This is a genomic window from Cellvibrio fontiphilus (assembly GCF_042646205.1).
In the GTDB taxonomy this organism is placed as follows: Bacteria; Pseudomonadota; Gammaproteobacteria; order Pseudomonadales; family Cellvibrionaceae; genus Cellvibrio; species Cellvibrio fontiphilus_A.
In genome coordinates this window covers 261,812-285,537 of record NZ_JBHRTF010000006.1, presented here as the reverse complement: position 1 = coordinate 285,537, position 23,726 = coordinate 261,812, and the positions used below count along the sequence as shown (strand labels likewise).

At 47.7% G+C, this 23,726-nt stretch carries 21 protein-coding genes and 2 tRNA genes; 6 read left to right on the top strand and 17 right to left on the bottom strand.

Annotation, left to right across the window (positions count from 1 at the left end; all coding sequences use genetic code 11):
* Nucleotides 1-6: 6 nt before the first annotated feature.
* The 8 genes from ACFODX_RS15095 to ACFODX_RS15060 form a co-directional block, all read right to left on the bottom strand.
* Entirely contained in the window at nucleotides 7-810 is an 804-nt protein-coding gene (locus ACFODX_RS15095) for a nitrate- and nitrite sensing domain-containing protein (protein WP_378120635.1), read from the bottom strand.
* Nucleotides 811-815: 5 nt separating this feature from the next.
* Complete coding sequence (locus ACFODX_RS15090) at nucleotides 816-1,949, bottom strand: methyl-accepting chemotaxis protein (RefSeq protein WP_378120633.1); 1,134 nt, start codon at nucleotides 1,947-1,949, stop codon at nucleotides 816-818.
* 318 nt (nucleotides 1,950-2,267) lie between these two features.
* A complete protein-coding gene (locus ACFODX_RS15085; protein ID WP_378120631.1) occupies nucleotides 2,268-3,590 on the bottom strand; it encodes a GGDEF domain-containing protein in 1,323 nt (440 codons plus the stop codon).
* A 150-nt stretch (nucleotides 3,591-3,740) separates the two neighbouring features.
* Complete coding sequence (gene pepN, locus ACFODX_RS15080) at nucleotides 3,741-6,440, bottom strand: aminopeptidase N (RefSeq protein WP_378120629.1); 2,700 nt, start codon at nucleotides 6,438-6,440, stop codon at nucleotides 3,741-3,743.
* A gap of 33 nt (nucleotides 6,441-6,473) precedes the next feature.
* Nucleotides 6,474-6,746 (bottom strand): YeaC family protein, encoded by a 273-nt coding sequence (locus tag ACFODX_RS15075; protein ID WP_378120627.1) that lies wholly within the window; start codon nucleotides 6,744-6,746, stop codon nucleotides 6,474-6,476.
* A 35-nt stretch (nucleotides 6,747-6,781) separates the two neighbouring features.
* Nucleotides 6,782-7,654, bottom strand: coding sequence for a rhomboid family intramembrane serine protease (locus ACFODX_RS15070; RefSeq protein ID WP_378120625.1), 873 nt, complete (start codon nucleotides 7,652-7,654; stop codon nucleotides 6,782-6,784).
* A gap of 35 nt (nucleotides 7,655-7,689) precedes the next feature.
* A complete protein-coding gene (locus ACFODX_RS15065; RefSeq protein WP_378120623.1) occupies nucleotides 7,690-8,697 on the bottom strand; it encodes a metallophosphoesterase in 1,008 nt (335 codons plus the stop codon).
* 8 nt (nucleotides 8,698-8,705) lie between these two features.
* The gene (locus ACFODX_RS15060; RefSeq protein WP_378120621.1) at nucleotides 8,706-9,605 is read right to left on the bottom strand and encodes an NAD(+) kinase; all 900 of its coding nucleotides are present in this window, start codon (nucleotides 9,603-9,605) and stop codon (nucleotides 8,706-8,708) included.
* Nucleotides 9,606-9,692: 87 nt separating this feature from the next.
* On the opposite strand from ACFODX_RS15060, the gene ACFODX_RS15055 reads away from it, so the two are divergent.
* A complete protein-coding gene (locus ACFODX_RS15055; RefSeq protein ID WP_378120619.1) occupies nucleotides 9,693-10,742 on the top strand; it encodes a DUF1853 family protein in 1,050 nt (349 codons plus the stop codon).
* A 2-nt stretch (nucleotides 10,743-10,744) separates the two neighbouring features.
* Here ACFODX_RS15055 and ACFODX_RS15050 read toward each other — a convergent pair whose 3' ends face one another.
* The 3 genes from ACFODX_RS15050 to ACFODX_RS15040 are packed head-to-tail and all read right to left on the bottom strand — an operon-like array spanning nucleotide 10,745 to nucleotide 14,314.
* Complete coding sequence (locus ACFODX_RS15050) at nucleotides 10,745-11,878, bottom strand: cyclic nucleotide-binding domain-containing protein (protein WP_378120617.1); 1,134 nt, start codon at nucleotides 11,876-11,878, stop codon at nucleotides 10,745-10,747.
* Between the two features lie 30 nt (nucleotides 11,879-11,908).
* Nucleotides 11,909-12,877, bottom strand: coding sequence for a 1-aminocyclopropane-1-carboxylate deaminase/D-cysteine desulfhydrase (locus ACFODX_RS15045; RefSeq protein ID WP_378120615.1), 969 nt, complete (start codon nucleotides 12,875-12,877; stop codon nucleotides 11,909-11,911).
* A 36-nt stretch (nucleotides 12,878-12,913) separates the two neighbouring features.
* Nucleotides 12,914-14,314 (bottom strand): hypothetical protein, encoded by a 1,401-nt coding sequence (locus ACFODX_RS15040; RefSeq protein WP_378120613.1) that lies wholly within the window; start codon nucleotides 14,312-14,314, stop codon nucleotides 12,914-12,916.
* Nucleotides 14,315-14,398: 84 nt separating this feature from the next.
* Between ACFODX_RS15040 and ACFODX_RS15035 the strand changes: the two genes are divergently transcribed.
* A complete protein-coding gene (locus ACFODX_RS15035) occupies nucleotides 14,399-14,533 on the top strand; it encodes a hypothetical protein (RefSeq protein WP_378120611.1) in 135 nt (44 codons plus the stop codon).
* 277 nt (nucleotides 14,534-14,810) lie between these two features.
* Here the strand turns inward: ACFODX_RS15035 and ACFODX_RS15030 are convergent.
* A tRNA-Asp gene (locus tag ACFODX_RS15030) sits at nucleotides 14,811-14,887 on the bottom strand.
* Between the two features lie 85 nt (nucleotides 14,888-14,972).
* Nucleotides 14,973-15,048 (bottom strand) — tRNA-Val (locus ACFODX_RS15025).
* A gap of 227 nt (nucleotides 15,049-15,275) precedes the next feature.
* Between ACFODX_RS15025 and ACFODX_RS15020 the strand changes: the two genes are divergently transcribed.
* From ACFODX_RS15020 to trmA, 3 genes are read left to right on the top strand one after another with little or no spacing between them, the layout of a single operon-like run.
* Nucleotides 15,276-16,691 (top strand): two-component system sensor histidine kinase NtrB, encoded by a 1,416-nt coding sequence (locus tag ACFODX_RS15020; protein WP_378120609.1) that lies wholly within the window; start codon nucleotides 15,276-15,278, stop codon nucleotides 16,689-16,691.
* Between the two features lie 5 nt (nucleotides 16,692-16,696).
* Nucleotides 16,697-17,428 carry a hypothetical protein gene (locus ACFODX_RS15015; protein ID WP_378120607.1) on the top strand — a complete coding sequence of 244 codons (732 nt, stop codon included), beginning with the start codon at nucleotides 16,697-16,699 and terminating at the stop codon, nucleotides 17,426-17,428.
* 56 nt (nucleotides 17,429-17,484) lie between these two features.
* Entirely contained in the window at nucleotides 17,485-18,573 is a 1,089-nt protein-coding gene (gene trmA, locus ACFODX_RS15010; protein WP_378120605.1) for a tRNA (uridine(54)-C5)-methyltransferase TrmA, read from the top strand.
* A 4-nt stretch (nucleotides 18,574-18,577) separates the two neighbouring features.
* Here the strand turns inward: trmA and ACFODX_RS15005 are convergent, their stop codons facing one another.
* The 3 genes from ACFODX_RS15005 to rmuC are packed head-to-tail and all read right to left on the bottom strand — an operon-like array spanning nucleotide 18,578 to nucleotide 21,142.
* Complete coding sequence (locus tag ACFODX_RS15005) at nucleotides 18,578-19,087, bottom strand: GNAT family N-acetyltransferase (protein ID WP_378120603.1); 510 nt, start codon at nucleotides 19,085-19,087, stop codon at nucleotides 18,578-18,580.
* A gap of 12 nt (nucleotides 19,088-19,099) precedes the next feature.
* Nucleotides 19,100-19,573: a DUF2489 domain-containing protein gene (locus ACFODX_RS15000; RefSeq protein ID WP_378120601.1), complete on the bottom strand. Its 474-nt coding sequence runs from the start codon at nucleotides 19,571-19,573 to the stop codon at nucleotides 19,100-19,102.
* 24 nt (nucleotides 19,574-19,597) lie between these two features.
* Entirely contained in the window at nucleotides 19,598-21,142 is a 1,545-nt protein-coding gene (rmuC, locus tag ACFODX_RS14995) for a DNA recombination protein RmuC (protein WP_378120598.1), read from the bottom strand.
* A gap of 100 nt (nucleotides 21,143-21,242) precedes the next feature.
* Here rmuC and murI point away from each other — a divergent pair, with 100 nt between their 5' ends.
* A complete protein-coding gene (gene murI, locus ACFODX_RS14990; protein WP_378120596.1) occupies nucleotides 21,243-22,088 on the top strand; it encodes a glutamate racemase in 846 nt (281 codons plus the stop codon).
* Between the two features lie 167 nt (nucleotides 22,089-22,255).
* Here the strand turns inward: murI and ACFODX_RS14985 are convergent, their stop codons facing one another.
* On the bottom strand, nucleotides 22,256-23,653 hold the full coding sequence (locus ACFODX_RS14985) for an MFS transporter (protein WP_324258676.1): 1,398 nt from the start codon (nucleotides 23,651-23,653) through the stop codon (nucleotides 22,256-22,258).
* Between the last annotated feature and the right edge of the window lie 73 nt (nucleotides 23,654-23,726).

The following is a 23,726-nucleotide window of genomic DNA, read 5'->3' as shown; positions in this document are numbered from 1 at the left end:
CGGCAATTACGCAGAATGATATTCCAATTGTTCAATCTGGCGATCAAACTGATTTAACACATGCTCAATGCATTTGGTTGCTAACCTGAAATAATCCTGCGCTTGAATACTTGGGCGGTCCACCACCAGTTGGGTTTCAATACAATGCAACAAGTGTTGAATTTCACGGCGCGACTGTTCTGGCCAGCTTGCATCCACACTGGATGCAATTTTATTGCGTAAATGATTTAACTGAATGCGCAACACACTGGAGCACTGCCCTTTTGCTGCAACGCCGGTGCCCAAGGCCCGCGCCTGGCCTATGTATTCAGCAATCGATAATAAATAGCGCCAGTCGGTATCCATGGCATCGCCCGTGATTTTGGTCAGGTGATGTACATCAGCCACATCGTCAATTAAATAAAGTAGATTCGCGATAAAAATATTGTGTTGTTTGAAATTTTTATCGGCATCACCTTGCTGGTATAAAACACCCAAGCGCGACCAGTGATCCAGCAAACTACTCCACTTAACATTGTTGTGCATCCATTCACCGGCTGCATCCACCTCCGCCATACTTCGCTTAATCTGTTGCTCAAGAAGTTGTATATCCAGTTTGGCTGCCTCATTACCATTGATAAAACCCGTGGTTAAACCGCGGTGCTGTTGCACGTAAGTTAATAAACTGCGCAATATTTTTATGTAGGTAATGCCCTGCATAAAAAGTTTTGAAGCGGCCTGCCGCCGCAGTTGTAGAGAGGCCAACAAAAAAACAATAAAACCTACGGGAACGGCCAACAGCGCCAGTGTGAACAACAGGGGAGTTTCCATTATTTTTACTCCGCTTGATAAGTCAGTTTATGAAGGTGATCTGCAATTTCTGCCGCTTGTCCGGCCCGAAAACTATTCTGATTAGCCAGGTCGGCAACGGTTTCTATATGTTTTGAAATTTCGCGCGCCGCAATACTTTGCTGGCCAGCGGCCACAGCAATTTCATCGATCAAACCAAACACTGTAGTAGTGGTTGTTAAAATAGCGCTTAGAGAGGCATCTGCATTGGCAACTTCTCTCAAGGAGTTATCTGTTTTTTCCACCACGCTCCTCATACTGCCGGACACCTGCTGCATGCTTTCTTGCACGCGCGCGATATTGGCTGCAATTTCTGCGGCAGAACCATGACTGCGCACCGCAAGCGCACGCACTTCATCCGCTACCACCGCAAAACCGCGCCCATGCTCACCGGCGCGCGCCGCTTCTATAGCCGCATTCAAGGCCAACAAATTGGTCTGGCCGGCAATATCACCAATGATTTTGGACATGGAGGTTACGTTGAGCATGAGTGCATCCAACTGACTTACCCGCGCTTCGGTTTCTCGGGCGAGGCTGGCAACATCATTTACCTCGCGACTGGCGCCCGCCAGGGATTGGCCGCCTTGTTTGCTCAATTCACAAGCGCTGGTTGCGGCATCGCGTGCGGATGAAATACGGCTGCTGATATCATCAATACTGTGACTGATCTCGGTAATGGCTGCCGCGCTGGATGTTGTTGCGTTGGACTGATAAGCCGCACTTTTTGAAACTTCTTTGGCGTTGGTGGCTAACTCCAGGGATGAGTGCCCCATTTCTTTCACTGCATCGCGATACTCGGCATTGCGCCGTTGGCGATTTTTAAATACATCGATAAAGGTATCGTGCAAACCTTGCAAAGGGCCAACAACCAGTTGGTTCCAATCCGCCGCCTGTTCGCGATCCACTGCCAGTAAATAGTGTTTTATGCCGGCAATATCTTTATTTAAACCACCAATAACCCCCAATATCAAAACCACAATAAACAACAGCGGCACAATCATCCAGATATTCACGGTTTCCAGTGCGATGGCACTTGCCACTAATAACAGGTTGCCAAAAATGGCCGCCAACAATACCCAGGATTTAACAGAAGCAACTGCCTGCCCCAAAAAACGCACCATTACCGCCTCCACACACACCTTTCACCCGGTCAACCTTATCGCTTTAATGTTTGTTCATTTAAGCTGCATCAAAAACCGGAACGCATTGACTGCTTCACTGTTTTTTTGCCCTGTGAGGGCGCAGTTTTTTAAACAGTGCACCATGAGTGATAACAGCTAATAGCGATAAGTTTCATAAAATAAAAAAGCACTGCTTTTTTAAGCTTTCAGCCGTTAGTTATAAAGCATCACGGACAAAAACCGAGCATTGCATTAGGTGTGCTTCAACATTCGTGCCATTTATTGCAGAGATGGAATTAGCGGCGAGAGCCACTGCTTTTAATGCGGAGTGTTATGGGAAAGGTGCGACTCATTTGCCAGTACAACACCATTGCGACCATTGGCTTTGGCTAAATATAAAGCAACATCAGCGCGTTTAAACCAATCATTGACTTTGCTGGAGTTCAGCTCTGCCACACCAAAGGAGCAGGTTATCGCAGTTTTTGAGGAGAGCTTATGGCCGGCAATTAATGCGCGCAAATTTTCTGCCAGACCAACTGCACCTTTAGCACTGGTATTGCAACAGATGATGGCAAATTCTTCGCCACCCCAGCGCACCAAATAGTCATCCTCGCGTATATGTTTTTGAATAAATCGCGAAAGCTCTATCAATACTGCATCACCTTCTGCATGGCCAAATAAATCGTTAATTCGTTTGAAGTGGTCTATGTCCAACAAAATCAGTGAAGAAATATTATTTTTGCGGATATACAAGTCAATCACTCTGGTTAACACATCGCGCAGCCCCGTTCTATTCAAGCAACCGGTTAGTGCATCGTGTTTTGCCATGGACTCGTATTTTTCTTTCTCGATACTTAAAAATTTATTGATCTGCGCCAGATCAGCCTCGCGCTTGCGCGCTTGTTTATTTTCCTGATGAAGTTTATTGAGATTGTAAATGGCGTGGACGACTGAAAATACCAACCAAAAAATAACTAACACCAAATAGAGATCTTTTGCTGCAATCCATTTACCTGTCAGCTCCATTTGGATAAACCCGATATTCACCAAACGCTCAAGCGTATTGTCACCGGTAGAAATTTGCAGGTATTTGATGTTATCAAACCGAAGCCCGGCATATGTCGCCTCCGGGTGTGCAAAAATCCACCAGGACGGCAAATTAAACCCGGCCAAGTTCATTTCATAGTCTGCAATACCAGTGACCGGCGCCAGGGTATGCATATTGGCTCGCCCGTGTATGTTGCCTGCCCTGCCCTCATCATTGAGCAAATACACCAGAATGGTGTCTGGCTCAGTTGACTTGAACTCAAGTGTCAGTTTCATCCTGTCAAAGCGCGACAAATCCAACCCTTGTTTGGATGCATCTGCCAGAGGAATCATCAAACTACAAAACGGAAAGGTGGAGGATTTTTTAATCTGACAATTCAGGACAATCTTGTTTGATTGTGCCTCCAGACTGGCAATAGAAACACCGCCATTAAATTCATCGTTGAGCATGGAGATTGGCAGGTCACTTGCTGCAGATACCAAATAGCGGTAGTTCATTCCCCAGTGCTGCCAAACTATCAACACTATGGATAAGACTACCGGTATAAGGTAAACATAACTCTTTGATGGTAATTGGATAGAGGAAAATTGCATAAGAAGCCAGCAAGGCGCAGCCATTATTCGCTTAGGTTCATTCAGTATAGACCGACATCAAAAACCTTGTTTTGCAGATCAACATAAAAAATGGCCGCTCCTGGGGCGGCCATTTTTTAAAAAGCTGCTGCGCTTTATTTGCAAATTTCTCTAGCGCAGGCTTTTGCTCACTACTTCAAATACATCTTTGGAAAGCTCAGGCTCGGCCATAATTCGCTCCAACTGGGCCCTCATCAACTGCTGGCGAGTTGAGTTGTATTTTTTCCACTTGGTGAGCGGTGTTAATAAACGCGAGGCAATTTGCGGGTTTTGTTTATTAAGCTGGATTATTTGATCCGCTAAAAATGCATAACCTGCGCCCTGATTCGCATGAAAGTTAATTGCATTGCTGTTGCAGAAGCTTGCAATCAACGCGCGAATTTTGTTGGGGTTTTTGCCATCGTAGCCAGCATGATTTTGCAGCGCTTTTACTTTATCCAGTGTATTGGGCAGCACACAGCTGGCTTGCACTGTGAGCCACTGGTTAACTACTAGCGACTCATGCTGCCAACGCGCATAAAAATCGGCCAATGCCTGCTGTGCAATTGTCTGCCCCATCTGGGCTTCACTATTCACCAGCTGGGTTAACGCCGCCATCACATCGGTCATGTTATTGCTAGTGCGATATTGGTTTTCACAGGCGTGAATAAATTGCTCATCGTTCAGCAACATTAAATAGGCGAGCGCCACATTTTTTAAGCTGCGCGCCGCTATAGCGTCAGCGGTTGCCGCGTAAGTTTGCTGATGATCATACGCGGTATAAATGCGCGCAAACTCATCGCGCAACTCACGCGCCAGTGCTTTACGCACAGCTAAACGGCTGTAGTGAATCGCCTCCACATCCACTTCATCGGCCAGTTCACTCAAATAAGCCTCGGATGGCAAACTGAGCATATAGGCCACCATTGCCTGATCCAGGCTTTGGTCCTGCAACACACTGCGATAGGCAGCGATTAAATCGGCATCTACAGCCCACCCGGACAAGTCGCCGCCCTGCTGGAACTGTTTCATCGCTGCGGCAATCGCTTGTAAACCCAATTGTTGGCTAGCTTCCCAGCGATTAAAACCATCGCTATCGCGGCTCATCAACAACACCAGGTCAGCACGACTGTAATTAAAATGCATTTTTACCGGCGCAGAAAAACCACGCAGCAAACTGGGTACAGGTTTTTCCTGTACGCGTTCAAAGACAAAGGTTTGTTCCGCCTGGGTAAGCTCTAACACCTTGTGGGTGTTATCGCCGGTTTCAAAATCCGGTGCAGTGCCCTTAAGGTTGAGTGGCAAGTCACCTGCGCTCCCCAAAAGCCCCATAGCGATAGGAATGTGGAAAGGTAATTTCTGCTGGCATTCCGGTGTGGGTGGGCAGGATTGTTTAATGGTTAACGAATATTCTTGCGCGGCTTCATCGTAATGCTCAGCGATATCCAAACGCGGGGTGCCCGCTTGTGAATACCAACGTTTAAATTGGGTTAAATCGCGGCCTGAAGCATCTGCCAACGCAGCGACAAAATCTTCGGTGGTAACCGCTTGACCATCGTGACGCTCAAAATATAAATCTGTGCCTTTGCGGAAATTTTCTTTGCCGAGCAAGGTCGCTAACATACGAATAATTTCAGCGCCCTTTTCATACACGGTCATAGTGTAGAAGTTGGAAATTTCAATATAGGACTCAGGGCGAATCGGGTGCGCCATGGGGCCGGCATCTTCAGCAAATTGCAGGGTGCGCAACAGGGTTACATCTTCCACCCGTTTTACCGTGGGCGAGCCCATGTCCGCAGAAAACTCTGAATCGCGATAAACGGTAAAACCTTCTTTCAAACTCAACTGGAACCAATCGCGACAAGTGACGCGGTTGCCGCTCCAGTTGTGAAAATATTCGTGTGCCACCACGCCTTCTACCCGCTGAAAACCAGCATCGGTGGTTGTTTCAGGCTTGGCGAGAACGCAGGAGGTATTAAAAATATTCAGGCCTTTATTTTCCATGGCGCCCATATTGAAATCATCCACCGCGACAATCATAAAAATATTCAGGTCGTATTCGCGGCCATAAACATCTTCATCCCAGCGCATGGAATTTTTTAGCGAGGTCATGGCGTGCTCGCATTTATCCAGGTCTTTGGGTTCAACAAATATTTTTAAGCAGACGTCGCGCCCGGAGCAGGTGGTAAAACTATCTTCAATGTGCGCCAAATCACCGGCAACCAGCGCAAATAAATAAGCCGGTTTTTTAAAGGGATCGTGCCATGTTGCATAGTGGCGATTATTTTCCAGCTCTCCCTGATCAATCAGGTTGCCATTGGACAAGAGCACCGGGAATTTTTTATCCGCTACCACTGTGGTAGTGAATTCACTCATGACATCCGGGCGATCCAGGTAGTAAGTAATTTTGCGAAAGCCTTCTGCCTCACACTGGGTGCAATACATAGTGCGCGAGCGGTACAAACCCTCCAGCGAAGTATTGGCTTCCGGTTTTATTTTAGTAATGGTGAGCAGTTTAAATTCTGCCGGTGTATTAAAAATGGTGAGGCTCTCCTCGCCAAATTGATAATCACCCTCTGCAAGTATTTTTCCATCCAGCGCGATAGAGACTAACTCCAGATCAGCACCCTGCAATTTGAGTTGGGTGGCTGTACTGGTCGCCGCCGGGTTGCGATACAAATCCAGCATGGCACTGACAATCGTCTCGCCCTCATAGATTTCCACGCGCAAATCGGTTGTCCTGATCAAATAATCAGGTACTTGATAATCCTTTAGGTAAATCGTTTTGGGTGGTTGGTTTTGGGCGGGAAGCGATTGTTCAACTGCAGTCATAATAAATTCCTGGGTCGCTAAAAAATAAAAAGGTTATTCAACCCACTTGATGGGTTTATCGCTTTGAGCATGGTCATGATCGTGATCCTCGTCACCGCAAAAAGTGTGCGGCTCAGGCGGAATGTAACCTGTGTGTTGATCTGGCGGGAGGTTTTTGTGCTCATACGCGATAACAGCTTGCATACATAATTGGCGCTGCTCACTGGAGAGGCGATTGCCGTCGGGCCACTTACCCAACTCCACAGCGCGCTTCAGGTTTTGATAAATTTCCGGTGTGAGACTGGAAAGTAATTGTTGTAAATTCATAAGTCAGCTCTGACAAAAAATAAAACAAAAATAATTCACACGGTGATACGGCGACTAGTCACCAGCGCGTAGCAAGCCCCGGCAACCAAACCACCAAGATGCGCTGCATTGGCCACTGAACCGGCAATAAAATAATCCACAATTCCGGTCATACATAACACCAGCCAAAACAACATAAAACCAATCAGTGCAGGCGATACAGCCACCAGAGGATGAGGGTTTAAGCGCTGGCGCACCGCAATAAATCCAACCAAGGCGTAAACCACGCCTGACATACCGCCAAAATTGGACACGCCACTCCACCAATATTGCGTGAGGTTGGATGCAACACCCGTTACTACTACAAACAATAAAAAGCCCCACCGCCCCTGTAAGATTTCCAGGCGGCGACCTAAATCCCACATCCACAGGCTATTAAACAAAAAATGAAAAATGCCAAAGTGCAAAAAAATCGGCGTCAGTAAACGCCATAGCTCACCGCGCGCATAGGAGTCGGCCAAAGGCACATACTGGGTATCGGTAAAGTCCTGAAAACTGAACAGGTGCAGCAAAGCGCGGCCAGTTTCCGTAGCAACCACCAAGGCACCCAACCCACTCAAGGCAATCAGGATAAGTACCACGGGTGTGTAAAGCGCTTGTGTCATCAACGACATCTCTGAACCCGCGGAATAGACAGCAGCATCAGGCGCAGTTTGTGCATCGATCACCGGTGATAATTGTGCACGACCATCGTCCAATTGCTGTAAAAAATCTTGCAGTGCAGGAATCACATCTGCATCCACTACCGCTAAACATTGGCGGGCATTTTCTTCCGTGATGCGATGCACCAAACCGCGTGCCTGCAAGTATTGGCTGAGAGCGGTTAAATCCTGATCCAGGGGAAAATATTTTACGGCGATCCAGTTCAAAAGCAGTTTCCACTCAGCGTAAGGGCACAAAATAATTAAGGATCAACATAGACCCAAACAAATTTATCGCGCTGCAATTGTGCCTCACCATCCATACGGTATGCCACCAAACGGCCGTATTTAACTGCGCTGTAATCCAGGCAGGCCAAATTATTGGCGATAGGTTTGGGGCTGCCAGTAAGCCAGTAATGACCTACAAACAAAGGGGGCTGCTGCGCGTCGTAGTAGACCATTTGCGAGCGATGTTCGGGCGCTATATCCATGGTGGCTATGTGTTCCGGCAGCGGATCTGGCTGAAACAACAATTGCCCGTAAGTTTTGGCATCCGGCACCCAAAACTTGGTGCGAAACGCATGACGCACGTACCCATCGGACGAGACTATTTCAACACCCTCAGGCAGAGGCAGGTCGATACCTCCGGTCAGGCGCGCACGCGTGCGATATTCCACACTGCCTTTGTCGCAGGAGCGCCGCACAAACTCCCAATCGATACACCCATCGCCATAACGCGCCCTGTGCCTATGAATTAGCGGCGAGTCCCAACAAGCATGTACGGCGCGGAACACTTGATGGGTCAGGGGGTGCTCGATTTCCAAAAACAGCGGCAAGCTTGCAAACCAATCCAAAAATCCACGCCACTCATGGGGATAAGCAGAAAATTGTTGCAGGGTTTCAGCAATCTGGCGGGCCGCCGAGGGGGTGTGTTTACGCAGGTATTCATTGCTGCCGGGGGCAACCGGCGTGCAATAGGTCATGGCATTAAATTCATGATTGCCGAGCACAATCAACGCGCTGCCCTGCTCCACCATGTTGCGCACCAGATGAAGGGCTTCGCGCACCCGGGGGCCGCGGTCAACTATATCGCCGAGGAAAATCGCCTGACGTGAACTGTGGCGATAGACACCGCGAATCTTTTTATAGCCCATTAACTCCAGCAGGCGCACCAGCGTTTGTGCACAGCCGTGAATATCGCCGATCAAATCGTAGCCCTTGGCCTCACCCAGGCTTGCAGCTACTGACACCGGCGCCTCACTCTCGACCATAACAATGTTTACTCTCGCAACAAGTGCCCACCCCAGCCCAACTTGGAGCGGCAGCGCTGGTAGAAGTTGTAATCAAGCGGATGCAGTAGCTCCAGCAACTGCTCCTTTTTGCGGATGCAGATTTCATCCCCTGTTTGCACCTCTACGTGAGAGCTGCCATCACAGGTCACCATTGGCTCGGCGCGATTATGTTCGCCAACACGAATGCTGATTTCACTATTGCCGGCCACCACAATCGGGCGACTGCTGAGCGTGTGCGGATTCATTGGCACTACCACTATGGCATCCAGGGTGGGATGCAAAATCGGCCCGCCACCACTGAGCGAATAAGCGGTAGAACCAGTGGGAGTGGAAACAATCAAACCATCGGAGCGCTGGCTGGTGACAAATACGCCATCCACATAAATTTCAAACTGCAGCATGTGGATAAATTTCCCCGGGTGCAGCACTACATCGTTGAGCGCATCAGCCTTGTCTATCACTTGGCCATCACGCTTGACCTCCATATCCAACAGAAAACGCTTTTCTGCCGTGAATTTACCGGCCAGCACTTCATCAACCTTGTTTTCAATATCGTCGGGGGTGATGTCGGTTAAAAAACCCAAACGGCCGCGATTTACCCCCAATAGGGGCACATGGTATTTAGCCAGTGCACGAGCACCGCGCAACAAGCTGCCATCGCCCCCCACCACAATAACCAGGTCGCATACCTGGCCCAGGGTTTCCATGTCGATTACTTGCTGCGCCGCCGCAACCAAACTGGCGTCAGTAATCAGGCCAGCGGTTTCCGCCTCAAGTACAAACGCTTTATTGCGCAGCTGTAAAAACCGGATAAGCCGCTTGATGGAATAAACCGCGCGCTCGTTGTTGAGGTGGCCAATTAGGCCGATGGTAGAAAAATGTGTCATAAGATTCACTGGGAGCGCCAAGAAGTGGGCCTAAGCCGGAATGTCTGTGGGCTATTATAGCCCTCATCAGCACCGAGGCTTCACTTTATGCAAACCCACACTATCGTCAACCTGAACCTATTGGCCTCATTGCGTCACCAGGCAGTGCGCGACCTCGCCTGGTGCTGCTTTAGCTCACCGTTACTTGCAGCGCTCCCCGAAAGCGATGCACAGATTTTACCGCTCCCGGATGGGGGTCATGAAATAAACCAGTGGCTGACACAGCTGGATCGACATCCCGAGCCATTACTCCAGAGTCTCGCACAAGCCAAAAGCACACGGCTGGGCATTTATTACGAGCACTTGTGGCGCTTTTATTTTTCCCAGCACCCCCGCTGGCAATTGCTTGCTCAAAATCTGCCGGTTTACAAGGGCAAGCTCACACTCGGGGCATTCGATTTTTTGTGCAAACACGGCGATGAATATTGGCATATTGAAACTGCAGTGAAATTTTATTTATGCGACACGCATGATCCGCAACAAGCCAACGCTTGGCACCATTGGCTCGGCCCCAATAGCAACGACCGCCTGGATCTTAAACTGGCACATTTGACTGAGCACCAGTTGCCGCTGCATCAATCGGCAGAAGGACAAGCATTACTGACAAAAACCTTTCCACAAGCCAAGCATTGGCACACAGGCCTCTGCTTGCAGGGCTATCTCTTTTCGCCTGCACCACCAAAACTTTCCAGCAGTGACTTGGCGCAATCCATTCCTGGCAAGTACTTTCTGAGGCCAAGTCACAGCCACACCAATCAGGGCAGCGGCTTTTGGTGGTATTTACGGGATTTTTTAGCGCTGATATCCGATTGCAACACAGCAACCGACCAACACGCAGCCGCAGATCTTCACTGGGTAATTCTGGAATATCATCAATGGTTTTCACCAATTGAATTGAGAGATGAAGCCAGCCTGCAGAATCCGCTTCGATTATCAGAGCGTATCAGCCAACATCTGCTACAAACACAACGGCCGCTGATGTTAGCGGCCGTTAAAAAATATGATGCTGGTGATAAATCTACAGAAATCGTTTGGCGTGAACACCTGCGCGCGTTTGTAGTACCAAACGAATGGCCCCACCAGCAAACAAAGCACTAGCCCTATTTGCCGGCTACCGCCAAGCCATCACGCAGCAAATAGTTTTGCGTATCCGCCAAATAGTGCAGGCGAGCATTGGGGGTAAATAATTGATCACAAGCATCCAGCGCCAGGGTTTTGTAACCCTGTTGCGCTAACAGGTGTGCTGCTGCCCGGCTGCGACGCCCGGTGTCGCAATAAAATACGTAAATATTTTCTTTGTTTAGCAGCCTGCTTTTTATAGCGAGGATGTGAAGCGGAATATTCGCCGCCTGCTGTAGATGCCCCTCGCTGTATTCATCCTCACTGCGAACATCAACCATTACTGCGCCCTTGGCAAGCGCGCCCTCTAATTCGTTAAAGGCCAGCGTTGCAACCAGCGGTTCTTTTAGCAGACGATAGAAATCTTGTTTGGCAAGGCACATAAGAACGCCATCGGTGCGCATTACCACACTGGCATTGCGCGGTGCATCATTGACCAATGCATCCTCACCAAAGCAACGCCCCACACCAATGGTAGCCAAATGTTCGCGCTTATTACCCTCATGGCGCATCACATCGGCCTCACCCTCTTTAATGAAATAACATTGGTCGCCAATTTCACCCTGGCGAATAATCACATCGCCGGCATAGACAACTTGTGAGCGCAAGCGGGAAAAAATTTGCTCCACATTTAACGGTGGGACTTTAAAAAACAGGTTGGAGCGCAACACTGTCATCATCCAGTCCACGTCTTCATCCAAATCGCGCTCACGGGAAATATTCAGCTGCAGATAATCCGCCACTTGGCTCCAGGTCAGCAATTTATCCAATTGCTCGCTGTTGATTCGCAACAGACTGCAATCTGTTTCAGCAACCGCCGTCACCTGTCGCGGCTGTTGATGCGCAATAGGAAATAAAGAGGAGCGCCCTTTGATTAAACTGCGCGAGCCATCCTCAGCTACCAGGCTCACATCACCATGCAACAAATAAAGGTGCTGCCCGTCATAATTCCCTGCGCTGAACAACAACTGACCGGCACAGAGGGTTTCAGGTACAGCATGCTCAAGTAGCGCAAGCAAATGGCTTTCACTCATGTCCTTTAGTGGCACTAGGGTATGCGTTAAATTCAGATCAAATTCAACGTCCGGCAGAGGTAGAGATTTTTGTGCATGCATAACAACTTCCTTCAAGGTGAAAGCCGATTTTCAAGGGCAGATAAACCCGCGCCGCCCCTGTAAACCACCCGAGTGAATCGCAACCAGACGCGAACCGCGCGGCCAATAGCCTTGTTGCGCCAGGGAATGAATTCCCCAAAACATTTTTATTGTATAAACCGGGTCCAAACGTATCGCTGTCTCACGCTCAAACCTACGCCAAAACTCAAACAATTCGCCACTGGGCTTTTTAGCGTAGCCTCCCGCATGAAAACCGGAAATTAATCGCCAGTTATCTGCAGCGATGGAACGTGTAACACTCAATTGGCGATAGGTACTGGCAATATCCAATCCCAAGCTACCCTCACCTTTCAATACCGAAAAGCCAATGGCAGCTTTTTGTTGATCGATACCGGCTGCCAATCCAGCCAAACTGGTGCCGGTGCCTACCGCTATACAGGCCGCGGTATAGTCGCCCTGCATTTGCAGCTCAAGTGCTTGCCCCAATAGCTGCATACCACGAGCGCCCTCAAGATTAGCGCCTCCCTCAGGAATAAGATATGACACGCCATAACAAGCTTGCAGCTCGGATAACCAATCTGCCTGGGTTTTGCGATCGTACTCAGTACGGCTGATGAATATCAATTTCATCCCCCAAGCCTCAGCATCGATCAATGTTGGGCTTAACTTCACCGGTCGTTCACCACGAATTACACCAAGCGCCCTTAAACCGTAGCGATTGGCTGCCGCAGCCAAAGCATGTAAGTGGTTGGAATAAGCACCACCAAAACTGATCAGCTGGGTGTAACCTTTAGTTCGGGCAGACTGCAAATTAAAGAACAGTTTATAGAATTTATTGCCTGATAATTCTGCATCCAACAAATCATCCCGACGCACCCAAAGCTCAATACCCTGCTGGGAAAGCTCTCTGGTTTTTACCTCCTGCAAAGGCACGGCTAGTGCCGTCTTAAGCAATTCTTGAGCTGTATCTATGACCACTTGGCACCACACTCGCTGCATGTATAAAGCCACTGCTCGCAGCCAGTACCAAAACTGTTAACTACGGCTATCAGCTACCATTCCCAAAGCAACCGCTTGATGCTGTGCACAGCGATCACTCTCACCCGGGTGAAATTCTAGCGGAGTTTCAATCGCACGAATGCTCCGCCCACAGGCCTTGCCACGTGCATCAGTAGCATTACAACATGGCATCTGATGGTGAGCCAACCAGGCAAGGTATACCGGTTCATTGACTCCAACCTTGGCTGCTGCATAGGCATTGGGGTTCTCCAAATAGACACCTATATCATCCAAAGGAATAGCCACCTCGCCCAAGCCGGGCAAAAAGGTCACCAGATTTACCCCCGCCTTGACCAAGCGGGCAAGCAATTGATCACCGCTATTTTTTAGCAGCTGTTGGGTTTCCTGTTTTAACTGCGCTATCTCTTCCTTGAGCGTATTTTCATTTTGATGTCGATAAAACAACTCGACTTCGCGCATATCCAGCATTTCACGCAGTTCCGCTGTGGCCGCTTGGATCTTTGCATCCAACTCCAAGGCAAAATTTTCCTGCAGCAATTGAATTTGACTGGACTCGCCCTGCTGGGCAGCCTTGAGTTTATGGGCAAAGTACTCGCGCATCCCCTCAACTTTGGTGGCCTGTATATCAAGAGTTTCTTTCAATGTTTGATTGCGCTCTTGCAGGTCTTTGTTCTCTTGGGACAATTGCTGCAACTTTTGCTGGTAAGCCAACACTCGCTCCTGATGCTCTTGCTGCAAGCTGTGCAGCTTCACCTGTTTCTGATTCATCAAGGTGGCGATATGTAAACTTTGCTCTTTTGTTAACTGCTCTACTTGCTTTGCCAACTCAGCGTTGTAGTACTCGTGGAGACGTTGCTCCAAGGCAGCCTGCTCGCGCGCAAAGGCTTGCTGATCAAATGTCGCTTGCGGCGCAACAGCTCCACTTGACACAGTAACCGTCGGTTTTTCCGCCTTTGCTATCAACCCGAGACGGTTTGCTCTGACTGCATCGCGAATCACAATAAAAGTATTGTTACCCGCTTGCATCGATGGATCCCAGAGATTTTTTTGGTGCCAAGCCACAGGACACTGGCTATAACAAGCTAACCTAACAGGGCCACCGCCCATATCTGGCCCAGTACCTGCAGACTCCAGTAACTGCTGTAGAGGCACATTCCAGCGCCTATCCACCATGCCTTTTGCGTCAAAACTAATCAGGAAAAATACTATACCGACAACCCGGAGCTCGGCATCCAACTGCAGATAAGTTGCCTTGGCAGAGGTACCTGCAAAATCAGGTACGGGAATAAAACCATCAAGAATGGCCTCAAATTCGGTATACAAAAGCTCACGCGCCAATCGCCCCTGATCAAATAGGAAAACAGCCTCAAAGCTTGGGGTATTCAGGTGCGCACTGGGGGAATTGGAGTGTGGCATGGGCAGAAATCTCAAGCCTGAATTAGGGACAACTTGAGTATAGGAAATGAGACGCCAAAAAACCGTGAACAATCGCCCGTCAAAATGACTTTAAAAGAAATTTGCAACCGCTTCGACGGAAAGAAGCAAAAAAGAAAAAACGAGCCAAACCTGCAGTTATTAGCTCTGAGAGAACAAGAAAAGGATGGTTATAAAAAGAGAAAGAATCAAAAGGAATAAAAGTAGTGCCTTCAGCTTAACGCCCCAGCTTAAATGTCCGAATAATCTTCGTATGAATCATCATCACTATCGTCGTATTGACTGTCTAACAGGTCTTCAATGTAGTCTTGCATGCTTAATCTCCTTTGTGTGTCTTTGATACGCCAATGGATGGACAAACAGATCAATATCTTGTTCCCGCACCAGAGCGCATACAGAAAAACTAACAAGAAGATATGACATTTTGATGTCAGCAGAAAAACAAAAAGCCCGCAACCAGTGCGGGCTTTTATAAAAGTGGCGGACCGGACGGGGCTCGAACCCGCGACCTCCGGCGTGACAGGCCGGCATTCTAACCGACTGAACTACCGGTCCGCATGCTTCTCAAACGTAATTTTGCATTGTTTATAAAAACGTTATCGCTTTTTAAACAGCTCTTGTTCATGAGAGCACAAAATTTTGGTGGGCGGTACAAGACTCGAACTTGTGACCCATGCCTTGTAAGGGCATTGCTCTACCAACTGAGCTAACCGCCCCTCGTTGAGAGGTGCGCATTCTATCGAATCTGTATCTCGTGTCAAACTTTTTTCAGCAAAACAACAAAAAAAGTTTTCATCAGGACAAATAAAGGCCAGCAGCGCACAAAACATCGACAAGGCGGCGAAAAGCTGAACTGTAATTGCCTTGCAACCCGTTGAACTCGATATATTTAAGCCTAACGAGTAAATTATCCTCTTAGTAGCGGCCCAAATAGTAGCAAGCAATGAAGATACCAGACCCATTTGCCAATCTATCGCCTAACGACTCAATTACCGGCTTAGGGTTGATAGTGATTTTTTTGCTGATTTTACAAACCCTGCTCATTATTGGGTTGCAGCGCAGCAGGATGAGCAACAAGCGCGCCCGCAACGCGCTCAAGGAATCACAAAAAGCACTTGAGCAGCGTATTCGCGAGCGTACCGATAGCCTTTATCTGACTAATAATTTACTTGTTGACGAAGTGGCTCGCCACGAAAATACCGGGCGCCAACTGCGTGAAACCAAGCTCTATTTACAGAGCATGATCAACTCCATGCCCTCAATTATTATCGGCGTCACTGCCGATGCCGAAATAACTCACTGGAATGCAGCAGCTGAAAATACGTTTGAAATTTTTTCGCAGGACGCACTGGGCAAAAAAATAACCTCGCTACTGCCGCGCTTCCCTATCACCCTGCAGATGATTCAAACAACTATTCGCGAGGGAGAGCAAGTCTCCACACAACATGCCGAACAAAAACCTGAACAAAAAAATCGTTACTTTGAAATTACTATTTACCCATTGATTTCAAGCAGCCAACAAGGCGCAGTCATTCGAATGGATGACGTAACCTTTAAAGTCACCATTGAAAACCTGATGATCCAAAATGAAAAAATGTTTTCTTTGGGAGAAGTTGCCGCCGGGATCGCTCATGAGATTAATAATCCGCTCAGCGTTATTTTACAAAACGCCCAAAACATAACACGCCGCACCGACCCAAACCTTGCAATGAACCAAGCGCGCGCACAACAGTTATCTGTAGATTTGCAGGCATTAGACGCCTATTTAAAAGCCAGCGATATTCCACAGATGTTGGATGCAATGCGTGAGGCCGGAGAGCGCTCTGCCAGCATTGTGCGCAACATGCTTGAGTTTTCGCACAATTCAAAACGTGTTATTGATTTTATCGATATAAAACATGTTATCGACCAGACCATCGTACTCAATCGCAGCAGTCAGCATGCAAACACAATAAACGATAATATCCCGATAAAAATCACTACTGAATATTGCGAACCACTACCGCCTGTGAAAGCGTCCGCACCTGAACTTCAGCAAGTACTTTTAAACTTATTACGCAATGCAACCCAGGCATTTGACCAACAAAAACCAGATAGCCCTTGCATTTGGATAAAAGTATTTACAGACGCTAATCATCTTGTGATAGAGGTTCAGGACAATGGCCCAGGCATGACAGATACTGTGCGCGAACATATTTTTGAGCCATTCTTTACCACTAAAGAAGTTGGTTCGGGTACAGGCCTTGGGCTATCGGTTTCCTACTTTATTATTACTGAACGCCATCAAGGTTCTATTGACGTAAAAACATCCCCCGGTAAGGGCAGCTGTTTTATTATTAAATTACCCATAGGAAATTAATAAAAATGATCAACTTCCGCCAAATTACTCGCTTAAGCCTAATCACATTGTTGTTGAGTGGTTGTGCAGCCACCCCACCAACTAGCGACAACAATACGCTTGCAGCTGCAGCAGAAAAAATTCTATACAAGAATGTTTATTACAATGAAATTTTTGCCAAGTGTGCAGCACTAGGCGGAGAGATAGAAGTTGATGCAATAAATGTTCAGCAGGATTGGCTAAACGCCAATGCCAAGCTCGTTGCCGCTGCTGATAACTTTTACAGCCAACAGCAAGCAGACAATAGCTTCGAGTATGCAGGGCTAACGCTTGCCCCCACTGCGATTCGTATGGCATTACAGGCAAGCCAGGAAGCCCAAACTGAACTGTCACTCAACAAACGTAGCATTGCAAACCAACAAAAAACTTGCTCTTTTATGCTTGCCAAAATGTCAGATGCCGGCCTGTCATTGACCTCAGACCCACAGGTTGCCAACGCACAGGCAGGCCTAATGAACGAACAACTTTTAGATATCAATGCTCTTAATTCACCACGTTTGGCCGGCAATATAAAAAGCATCCCCGCCGGAAAAAGCTATTTCAGTATTAACAAAACCCACCAAAACAACTGCCCGGATGCCTATACGCTGGTCATAGCCAATGATTGGCCAAAAGAAGCCTATGCTAATTTTTGTGGCAGCAAAGCCATGGAAGTCCTGCTATGCGACTGGGGCAAATGTGAGGCAAAAAAGTTATAATGGCCAAAAACAAGCTCCGGCAAGCCGGAGCTTGAGCCTTTTATAATGAGCTATTTATGAATCCTACCGACTTCTCCCCTGCCAGTTACCAGCATCAACTAGACGAAAAAATTCATCGCATCCAAGCAGATTTCTCCGTTTTTTCTCTTCCTGATATTCAAGTCTTTCCGTCGCCGGAAAAACATTACCGTATGCGAGCTGAATTTCGTGTATGGCATGAGAAAGAACGCACTGACTATATTATGTTTAGCCAGGACGAATTTAAGCGCCCTTATCCGATTTATGAATTTCCGGTGGGTTCAGTATTAATTAATACGCTGATGCCACGTTTACTCACGGAAATTAATAGCGATGAATTGCTGCGCCACAAACTTTATCAGGTTGAGTTTTTAACTACCCAAAGTGGCGAAGCATTGATAACACTGATTTATCACAAAGCACTGGGAGAGGACTGGATCACGCGTGTTAGCCGCCTGAAAACCGAACTCGGAATTGATGTGGTTGGCCGCAGCCGCAAACAACGTGTATTGGTTGATCGCGACTATGTAATAGAACACTTAACTGTGGCGGGACAAACCTACGCCTATCAACAAGTAGAGGCCAGCTTCACCCAACCAAATGCAAGTGTATGCGAGAAGATGCTGGGTTGGGCTGTTGAACATAGCAAAGAGATAGGCGGTGATTTATTGGAGCTCTATTGCGGAAATGGCAATTTCACCCTGCCCTTATCGCGCAATTTTGACAAGGTACTGGCAACCGAGGTATCAAAGACCTCCGTTGAATCTGCACAATTTAATATTGCAGCCAACAAAATTAACAACATTCAAATTGCGCGCATGTCGAGCGAAGAATTTTCACAGGCAATGGATGGTGTGCGGGAATTTAACCGTTTGCGTCATGTAAATTTGGCTGACTATAATTTTTCAACTATTTTTGTAGATCCACCACGCGCCGGTCTTGACCCACACACTACAAGTATCGCCCAAGGCTTCGATAATATTATTTACATATCCTGCAACCCGGACACATTGCGCGATAATTTAACATCCATTACGCAGACGCACACAATTACCGCCTTTGCTATTTTCGACCAGTTTCCCTACACCCACCACCTGGAATGCGGTGTAATCCTGAAAAGAAAATAAAGAGTCAAACCTGCAGAGATTTCACCATATAAAATGCAGGCCCCGCATAAGTTGCTAAATGCTGTCGCTGGGCTTGCATCAAGTTTTCAAAAGTCACAAACCCCAACTTCTCCCAAAAGCCTTTTGAATTCTGCACTGACACCAAGGCTGCGTGAGTCAAAGCATCATGTGGCACCTGTGCCAAGGCATGCTTAACGATAAATGGCCCCAAACCATAACCGACAGCCGCACGGCTGATTGCAAGATCATGCATATAAAATGTATCGGCTGATGGCTTATGTGAAAACTCACAACCCCAAGGGCTGACTTCTCCCAAATTTGTGTAATAACCCACCAGATAACCGCACACCTCACCGCGTCGCTCAACTACCCAGGAGGTGTCGGCTGTTTGGATAAAACGCTGGGTTATGACTTCGTCTGTTTCAAGTATTTCATCAACATAAGCTTCAGACTGAATGCGAATAACATCCGCGAGATCACGCAATTGCATAGCGCGACAAATAAATGGGGACATAAATATTTCTGCTTAAAATGTACGACCTAAAATACGCTTGGCGGCATCCATTACAAAATCATTAAAGGTAGCCTCCTGTTGCAGTCGTTCAATATCGAACTTGCGCTGTTCAGTTACCGAAAGCTGCTTCCAAGCCTCCAGATAAGGAATATGGCTGGTTTTATCACGCAGCTGAAAAAAGGCGGAAAATTCTGTTTTTACCTCGCCATTAATATCAAGACTCTCCAACAAGCCCGCTATACGAATACTTGCCTCAGTTAAACTAAGTTCATCATTGTGGAGCGCCTGGGCCAATATCTGGATACTTTTATTAATCCATTCACGTTGCGCCATTTGTGCCTGTTGATTAGCTAATTCTTGCGCAGCTAATTTTTCTTTGCGCGCCTTCTCCTGGCGATAAACTAAAAACACCAAACGTCCGGCAATTGCTGTCAAAACCAGAATAATAACCAAGGCAAAAATCATAACTACAGATGTTAAATTCATACTTAATCTCTTTTATGCTCCAAATCAATCAGGCTTGGATGCGGTAGATTCCTGCTCTTCATCAGCGCCAATCAGCAATTCTTCACTGTCCGGCTCCGCCCCTGCATCCTCCAGTAAATGACTGGCAATGGTCTTTTTGGTTTTTGCGCCCAAACGTCGAATATCATCCACTCGTTTAACCAAATTGCCGCGCCCTGTCTGCAACCTTTCACGGGCTTTGTTGTAGGCCTCCTGGGTTTTATTTAGCGAATTACCTATGTTATCCAGCGATTCCAACAACAACACAAACTGGTCGTGTAATGCACCGGCATCCTTGGCAATACGTTCGGCATTCTTATTTTGCTTCTCGTAGCGCCAGATATTTTCTACAGTGCGCAGAGTAGCCAAGAGGGTTGTTGGACTTACCAAGACTATGTGGCGATCATAAGCCTCGCGGTACAAGCCAGGCTCATGCTGTAAGGCAAACATAAACGCAGCTTCGATAGGAATGAAAATAAAAACGAAATCCAGCGCTTTTATCCCTTCAAGTTTTTCGTAGTCTTTAATACTTAAATTCTTAATATGATTACGCAAAGAATTAACGTGGGCGTTTAAATAATATTTACGCTCGGCTTCATCTTCAGCGCTGCAAAATTTTTCGTAATCAACCAGCGAGCATTTTGCATCGATAACTATGTCCTTATTTTCCGGCAAATGGATGATGACATCAGGCATCAACCGTGATCCGTCACTGGCGGTAAAATTAACTTGCGTATCGTACTCACGCCCTTTTTGCAGCCCCGACTCCTCCAGCAAGCGCTCTAGCACCACCTCACCCCAGTTCCCCTGAGCTTTAGTATTGCCCTTCAAGGCTTGAGCCAAGTTAACTGCATCTTCACCAATTTTTTGCGCCTGTTTTTGTAGCTCTACCACTTGGCCGGCCAAACGGTTGCGCTCAGCACTCTCTTTTTCATAGGCATCTTCCACTTTTTTACGAAATTCAGAGAGTTGTAATTTTAATGGATCAAGAGTGGTATCCAGCAAGCTTTTACTGTTGACATTAAATTGCTGCTGTTTATTTTCAAAAATTTTGTTAGCGAGGTTTTCAAACTCTTTAGCCAAATCTACTTTTGCGTTTTGCAGCAAAGCCAACTGCTCGGCAAAGTGTTTGCGCTCTTGCTCCAGACGGGTTTTGAGCTGGGCATTTTCTTGCTGGGAAGCAATTAGCTGATCGTCCTTACGCAATAGTTGTTGCTGCAAATCAGTAAAATGTTGGGTTTTTTCGCGCAAGGCTGCCACTTCCTGCTGGGCAACTCCGAGTATCTGGCGCTGTTCGCGCTCTTGCAGCTGCGTATTATTCAGTTCACTGCGCAAATCACCCAATTGCATTTTTACCTGGGCTAATTCGTGCTGTTGGGCTGCTTCGCGCAGTTCATGGGCATGCTGCATTTGCACACGCACAGCCTCAAGCTCAAGCGTTTTGGCCATCAGGGTTTGATCTAAACGACGGTTGAACAACCAGTAAACGAGCAGCGCCCCGGAAAACAACCCGCCCAGTGCAGCCATTAACAAGATTATCGAAGGATTCACAAACAACTCCAGAGGTTGAAACACAGCTAGGCTTTACCAACGCCGGCCGCTAAAATTGCCGGCATTTTAGCAATATATCTTCAGTTGCAGGCTAGCCGATTTGTCCCAGTCCCATAGTTCCCCAGTACCCCAAGCCAAGCCCGCCACTATCCTGGTATTCGATTCCGGCGTAGGCGGCCTGAGTGTTGCGCGCGAAATCCAACAGCGGCTGCCCGCCCATCCCTTAATTTATGCTTCGGACAACGCTTTTTTCCCCTATGGCACCAAAGGCGAAGACGAGTTGATTACGCGTGTGGATAAGGTTATTGGCGAGCTGTTACTGCGCTATCAGGCAGAGATATTAGTGATAGCCTGCAACACTGCCAGCACCCTTACCCTGCCTCATTTGCGTGCCAAACTGGATTTACCCATTGTGGGTGTGGTGCCAGCCATTAAACCCGCGGCGCAACTCACCAAGAGCGGTGTAATAGGCTTACTGGCAACACCGGCGACTGTTGCACGCCCTTACACCCATGAATTGATCCGTGAATACGCCCCCCAATGCGATGTTATTTCCCTAGGCAGCAGCGAGCTGGTAGAAATCGCTGAACAGAAGTTGCGCGGTGAAAACATTGATCGCGCTGCACTGGCCACAATCGCCGTTAAATTGATGCAGGCAGACAAAACAAAAACAATGGATGTACTTGTACTTGCGTGCACTCACTTTCCATTATTGCGAGAAGAATTAGCGCAGCAGCTACCCAGTGAACTCAAATTGATTGATTCAGGTGAGGCCATTGCGAGGCGCGTAGAGTTTTTATTGACGAGCCACAACAAATTGCCGGCCAGCGATGATCCGCGTCCTTTACACCGGGCAGTTTTCACCAAGCATACCCCGCAGGCTCAAGCGCTTGGCCCTGCCCTCGCAGGATTTGGCATCCAGCATCTGGACTATCTGGAGATTTGAAGCTCCATCGCCCTTTCGGTTAATACCCGAAGATATGCGCAAGCCTAAGCTCAACGACGAATCCGCAAAAAACATTCACCCCAAAACAAAAACGCCGCCTACTCATTTGAGTACGCGGCGTTTCCACAAAAAATAATGCTTAACCGATGGTCAGTTAGCAACCAACATTACAGATCCGTGATTGGCTTGTATTTGGGAACCAACACTTTCATCACGCCCCAGGCCAGCAAATAAGCAAGTGCGCAGAAGCCGAACATGATCGCGTAACCCGTTTCGATCTTGCCCAGAGAATCGTAGTAATCAAATAACCAGCCCGCTGTTTTTGATACTGCCACACCACCCATACCGCCAGCCAAACCGCCAATGCCGACAACCGAGGCAACACTTTTCTTGGGGAACATGTCTGACACTGTGGTAAAGATATTTGCCGACCATGCCTGGTGAGCCGATGCACCTATACCAATCAAGATAATTGGCACCCAGAAACTAATGTGACCAAATGGTTGTGCCAAAAGTACAACCAATGGGAAGAGTGCGATCAACAACATCGCCTTCATGCGGCCATCGTAAGCGGTATAACCACGGTTAATGAAATACATGGGCAATGCACCACCGCCAATACTGCCAATCATGGTCATACTGTAGAGCACGGTAAGTGGCAACATTAATTCTGTGCCTTTAATCCCGTATTGTTTGGCGAGGAAAATGGGCAGCCAGAACAGGAAGAACCACCAGACACCGTCGGTCATAAACTTGCCAAAGGTGAAGGCCCAAGTCTGACGATAAGTCAGCAATTTAAACCAGGAAACTTTTTGTTCACCGGCATCATCCAGCTGCAGCTGTTCTTTTTCACTGTCACTTTCAATGTAGGCGCGCTCGTTGGCACTCAACCGTTTTTGTTCAGTGGGTTTGTCATAAAAGATGTGCCAGAAAATCATCCAGACAAAACCTATAGCGCCGATGATGATAAACGCTGTTTGCCAGCCCCAATGAGCTGCAATCCAGGGCACTGTCAGCGGCGCCAGAATAGCGCCTACGTTTGCACCCGAGTTAAAAATACCCGTCGCAAAGGAGCGCTCCTTCTTGGGGAAATACTCTGCCGTTGCTTTGATTGCCGCCGGAAAGTTACCCGCCTCACCAATGGCAAGCACTGCGCGCGACATCATAAAACCAATAATCGATACCGGAACCGCGGCGATACCTGCCAGGGCCAATACATGGTTTGACCACTCGCCAATCGGCACTGCATAAGCATGCATGATAGCGCCCAGTGACCAAACAAAAATGGCGAGCTGATAACCCCACTTGGTGCCGATCTTGTCGATAATACGGCCGGCAAACAGCATGGAAATAGCGTAGACAAATTGGAATACGGCGGTGATGTTGGCGTAATCCGAGTTGGTCCATCCGAACTCTTTGGAGAGGTCAGGAGACAAGAGGCTGAGAACTTGCCGGTCCAGGTAATTGACCGTGGTGGCGAAGAATAACAAGGCACAGATGGTCCATCTGTACTTACCAATGGTGTTAGTGCCAATGGTTTGCTGGCCAATAGATTGCTGGTTCATAAGGTCACTTGCTTATCGTTATGGAACTCAAAGGAGTTAATCGCCGAACTTTTGTGATCGCACAACCCAATAC

Coding starts and splice junctions, on each gene's coding strand:
- ACFODX_RS15035 (WP_378120611.1), top strand. CDS start 14,399: ATGACTTTAAAAGAAATTTGCAACCGCTTCGACGGAAAGAAGCAAAAA.
- ACFODX_RS15015 (WP_378120607.1), top strand. CDS start 16,697: ATGATCAACTTCCGCCAAATTACTCGCTTAAGCCTAATCACATTGTTG.
- ACFODX_RS15095 (WP_378120635.1), bottom strand. CDS start 810: ATGGAAACTCCCCTGTTGTTCACACTGGCGCTGTTGGCCGTTCCCGTA.
- pepN (WP_378120629.1), bottom strand. CDS start 6,440: ATGACTGCAGTTGAACAATCGCTTCCCGCCCAAAACCAACCACCCAAA.
- ACFODX_RS15045 (WP_378120615.1), bottom strand. CDS start 12,877: ATGCAGCGAGTGTGGTGCCAAGTGGTCATAGATACAGCTCAAGAATTG.
- ACFODX_RS15005 (WP_378120603.1), bottom strand. CDS start 19,087: ATGTCCCCATTTATTTGTCGCGCTATGCAATTGCGTGATCTCGCGGAT.
- ACFODX_RS15050 (WP_378120617.1), bottom strand. CDS start 11,878: ATGCATGCACAAAAATCTCTACCTCTGCCGGACGTTGAATTTGATCTG.
- ACFODX_RS15085 (WP_378120631.1), bottom strand. CDS start 3,590: ATGCAATTTTCCTCTATCCAATTACCATCAAAGAGTTATGTTTACCTT.
- ACFODX_RS15020 (WP_378120609.1), top strand. CDS start 15,276: ATGAAGATACCAGACCCATTTGCCAATCTATCGCCTAACGACTCAATT.
- ACFODX_RS15065 (WP_378120623.1), bottom strand. CDS start 8,697: ATGGTCGAGAGTGAGGCGCCGGTGTCAGTAGCTGCAAGCCTGGGTGAG.
- trmA (WP_378120605.1), top strand. CDS start 17,485: ATGAATCCTACCGACTTCTCCCCTGCCAGTTACCAGCATCAACTAGAC.
- ACFODX_RS15000 (WP_378120601.1), bottom strand. CDS start 19,573: ATGAATTTAACATCTGTAGTTATGATTTTTGCCTTGGTTATTATTCTG.
- ACFODX_RS15060 (WP_378120621.1), bottom strand. CDS start 9,605: ATGACACATTTTTCTACCATCGGCCTAATTGGCCACCTCAACAACGAG.
- ACFODX_RS15040 (WP_378120613.1), bottom strand. CDS start 14,314: ATGCCACACTCCAATTCCCCCAGTGCGCACCTGAATACCCCAAGCTTT.
- ACFODX_RS14985 (WP_324258676.1), bottom strand. CDS start 23,653: ATGAACCAGCAATCTATTGGCCAGCAAACCATTGGCACTAACACCATT.
- ACFODX_RS15090 (WP_378120633.1), bottom strand. CDS start 1,949: ATGGTGCGTTTTTTGGGGCAGGCAGTTGCTTCTGTTAAATCCTGGGTA.
- ACFODX_RS15075 (WP_378120627.1), bottom strand. CDS start 6,746: ATGAATTTACAACAATTACTTTCCAGTCTCACACCGGAAATTTATCAA.
- ACFODX_RS15055 (WP_378120619.1), top strand. CDS start 9,693: ATGCAAACCCACACTATCGTCAACCTGAACCTATTGGCCTCATTGCGT.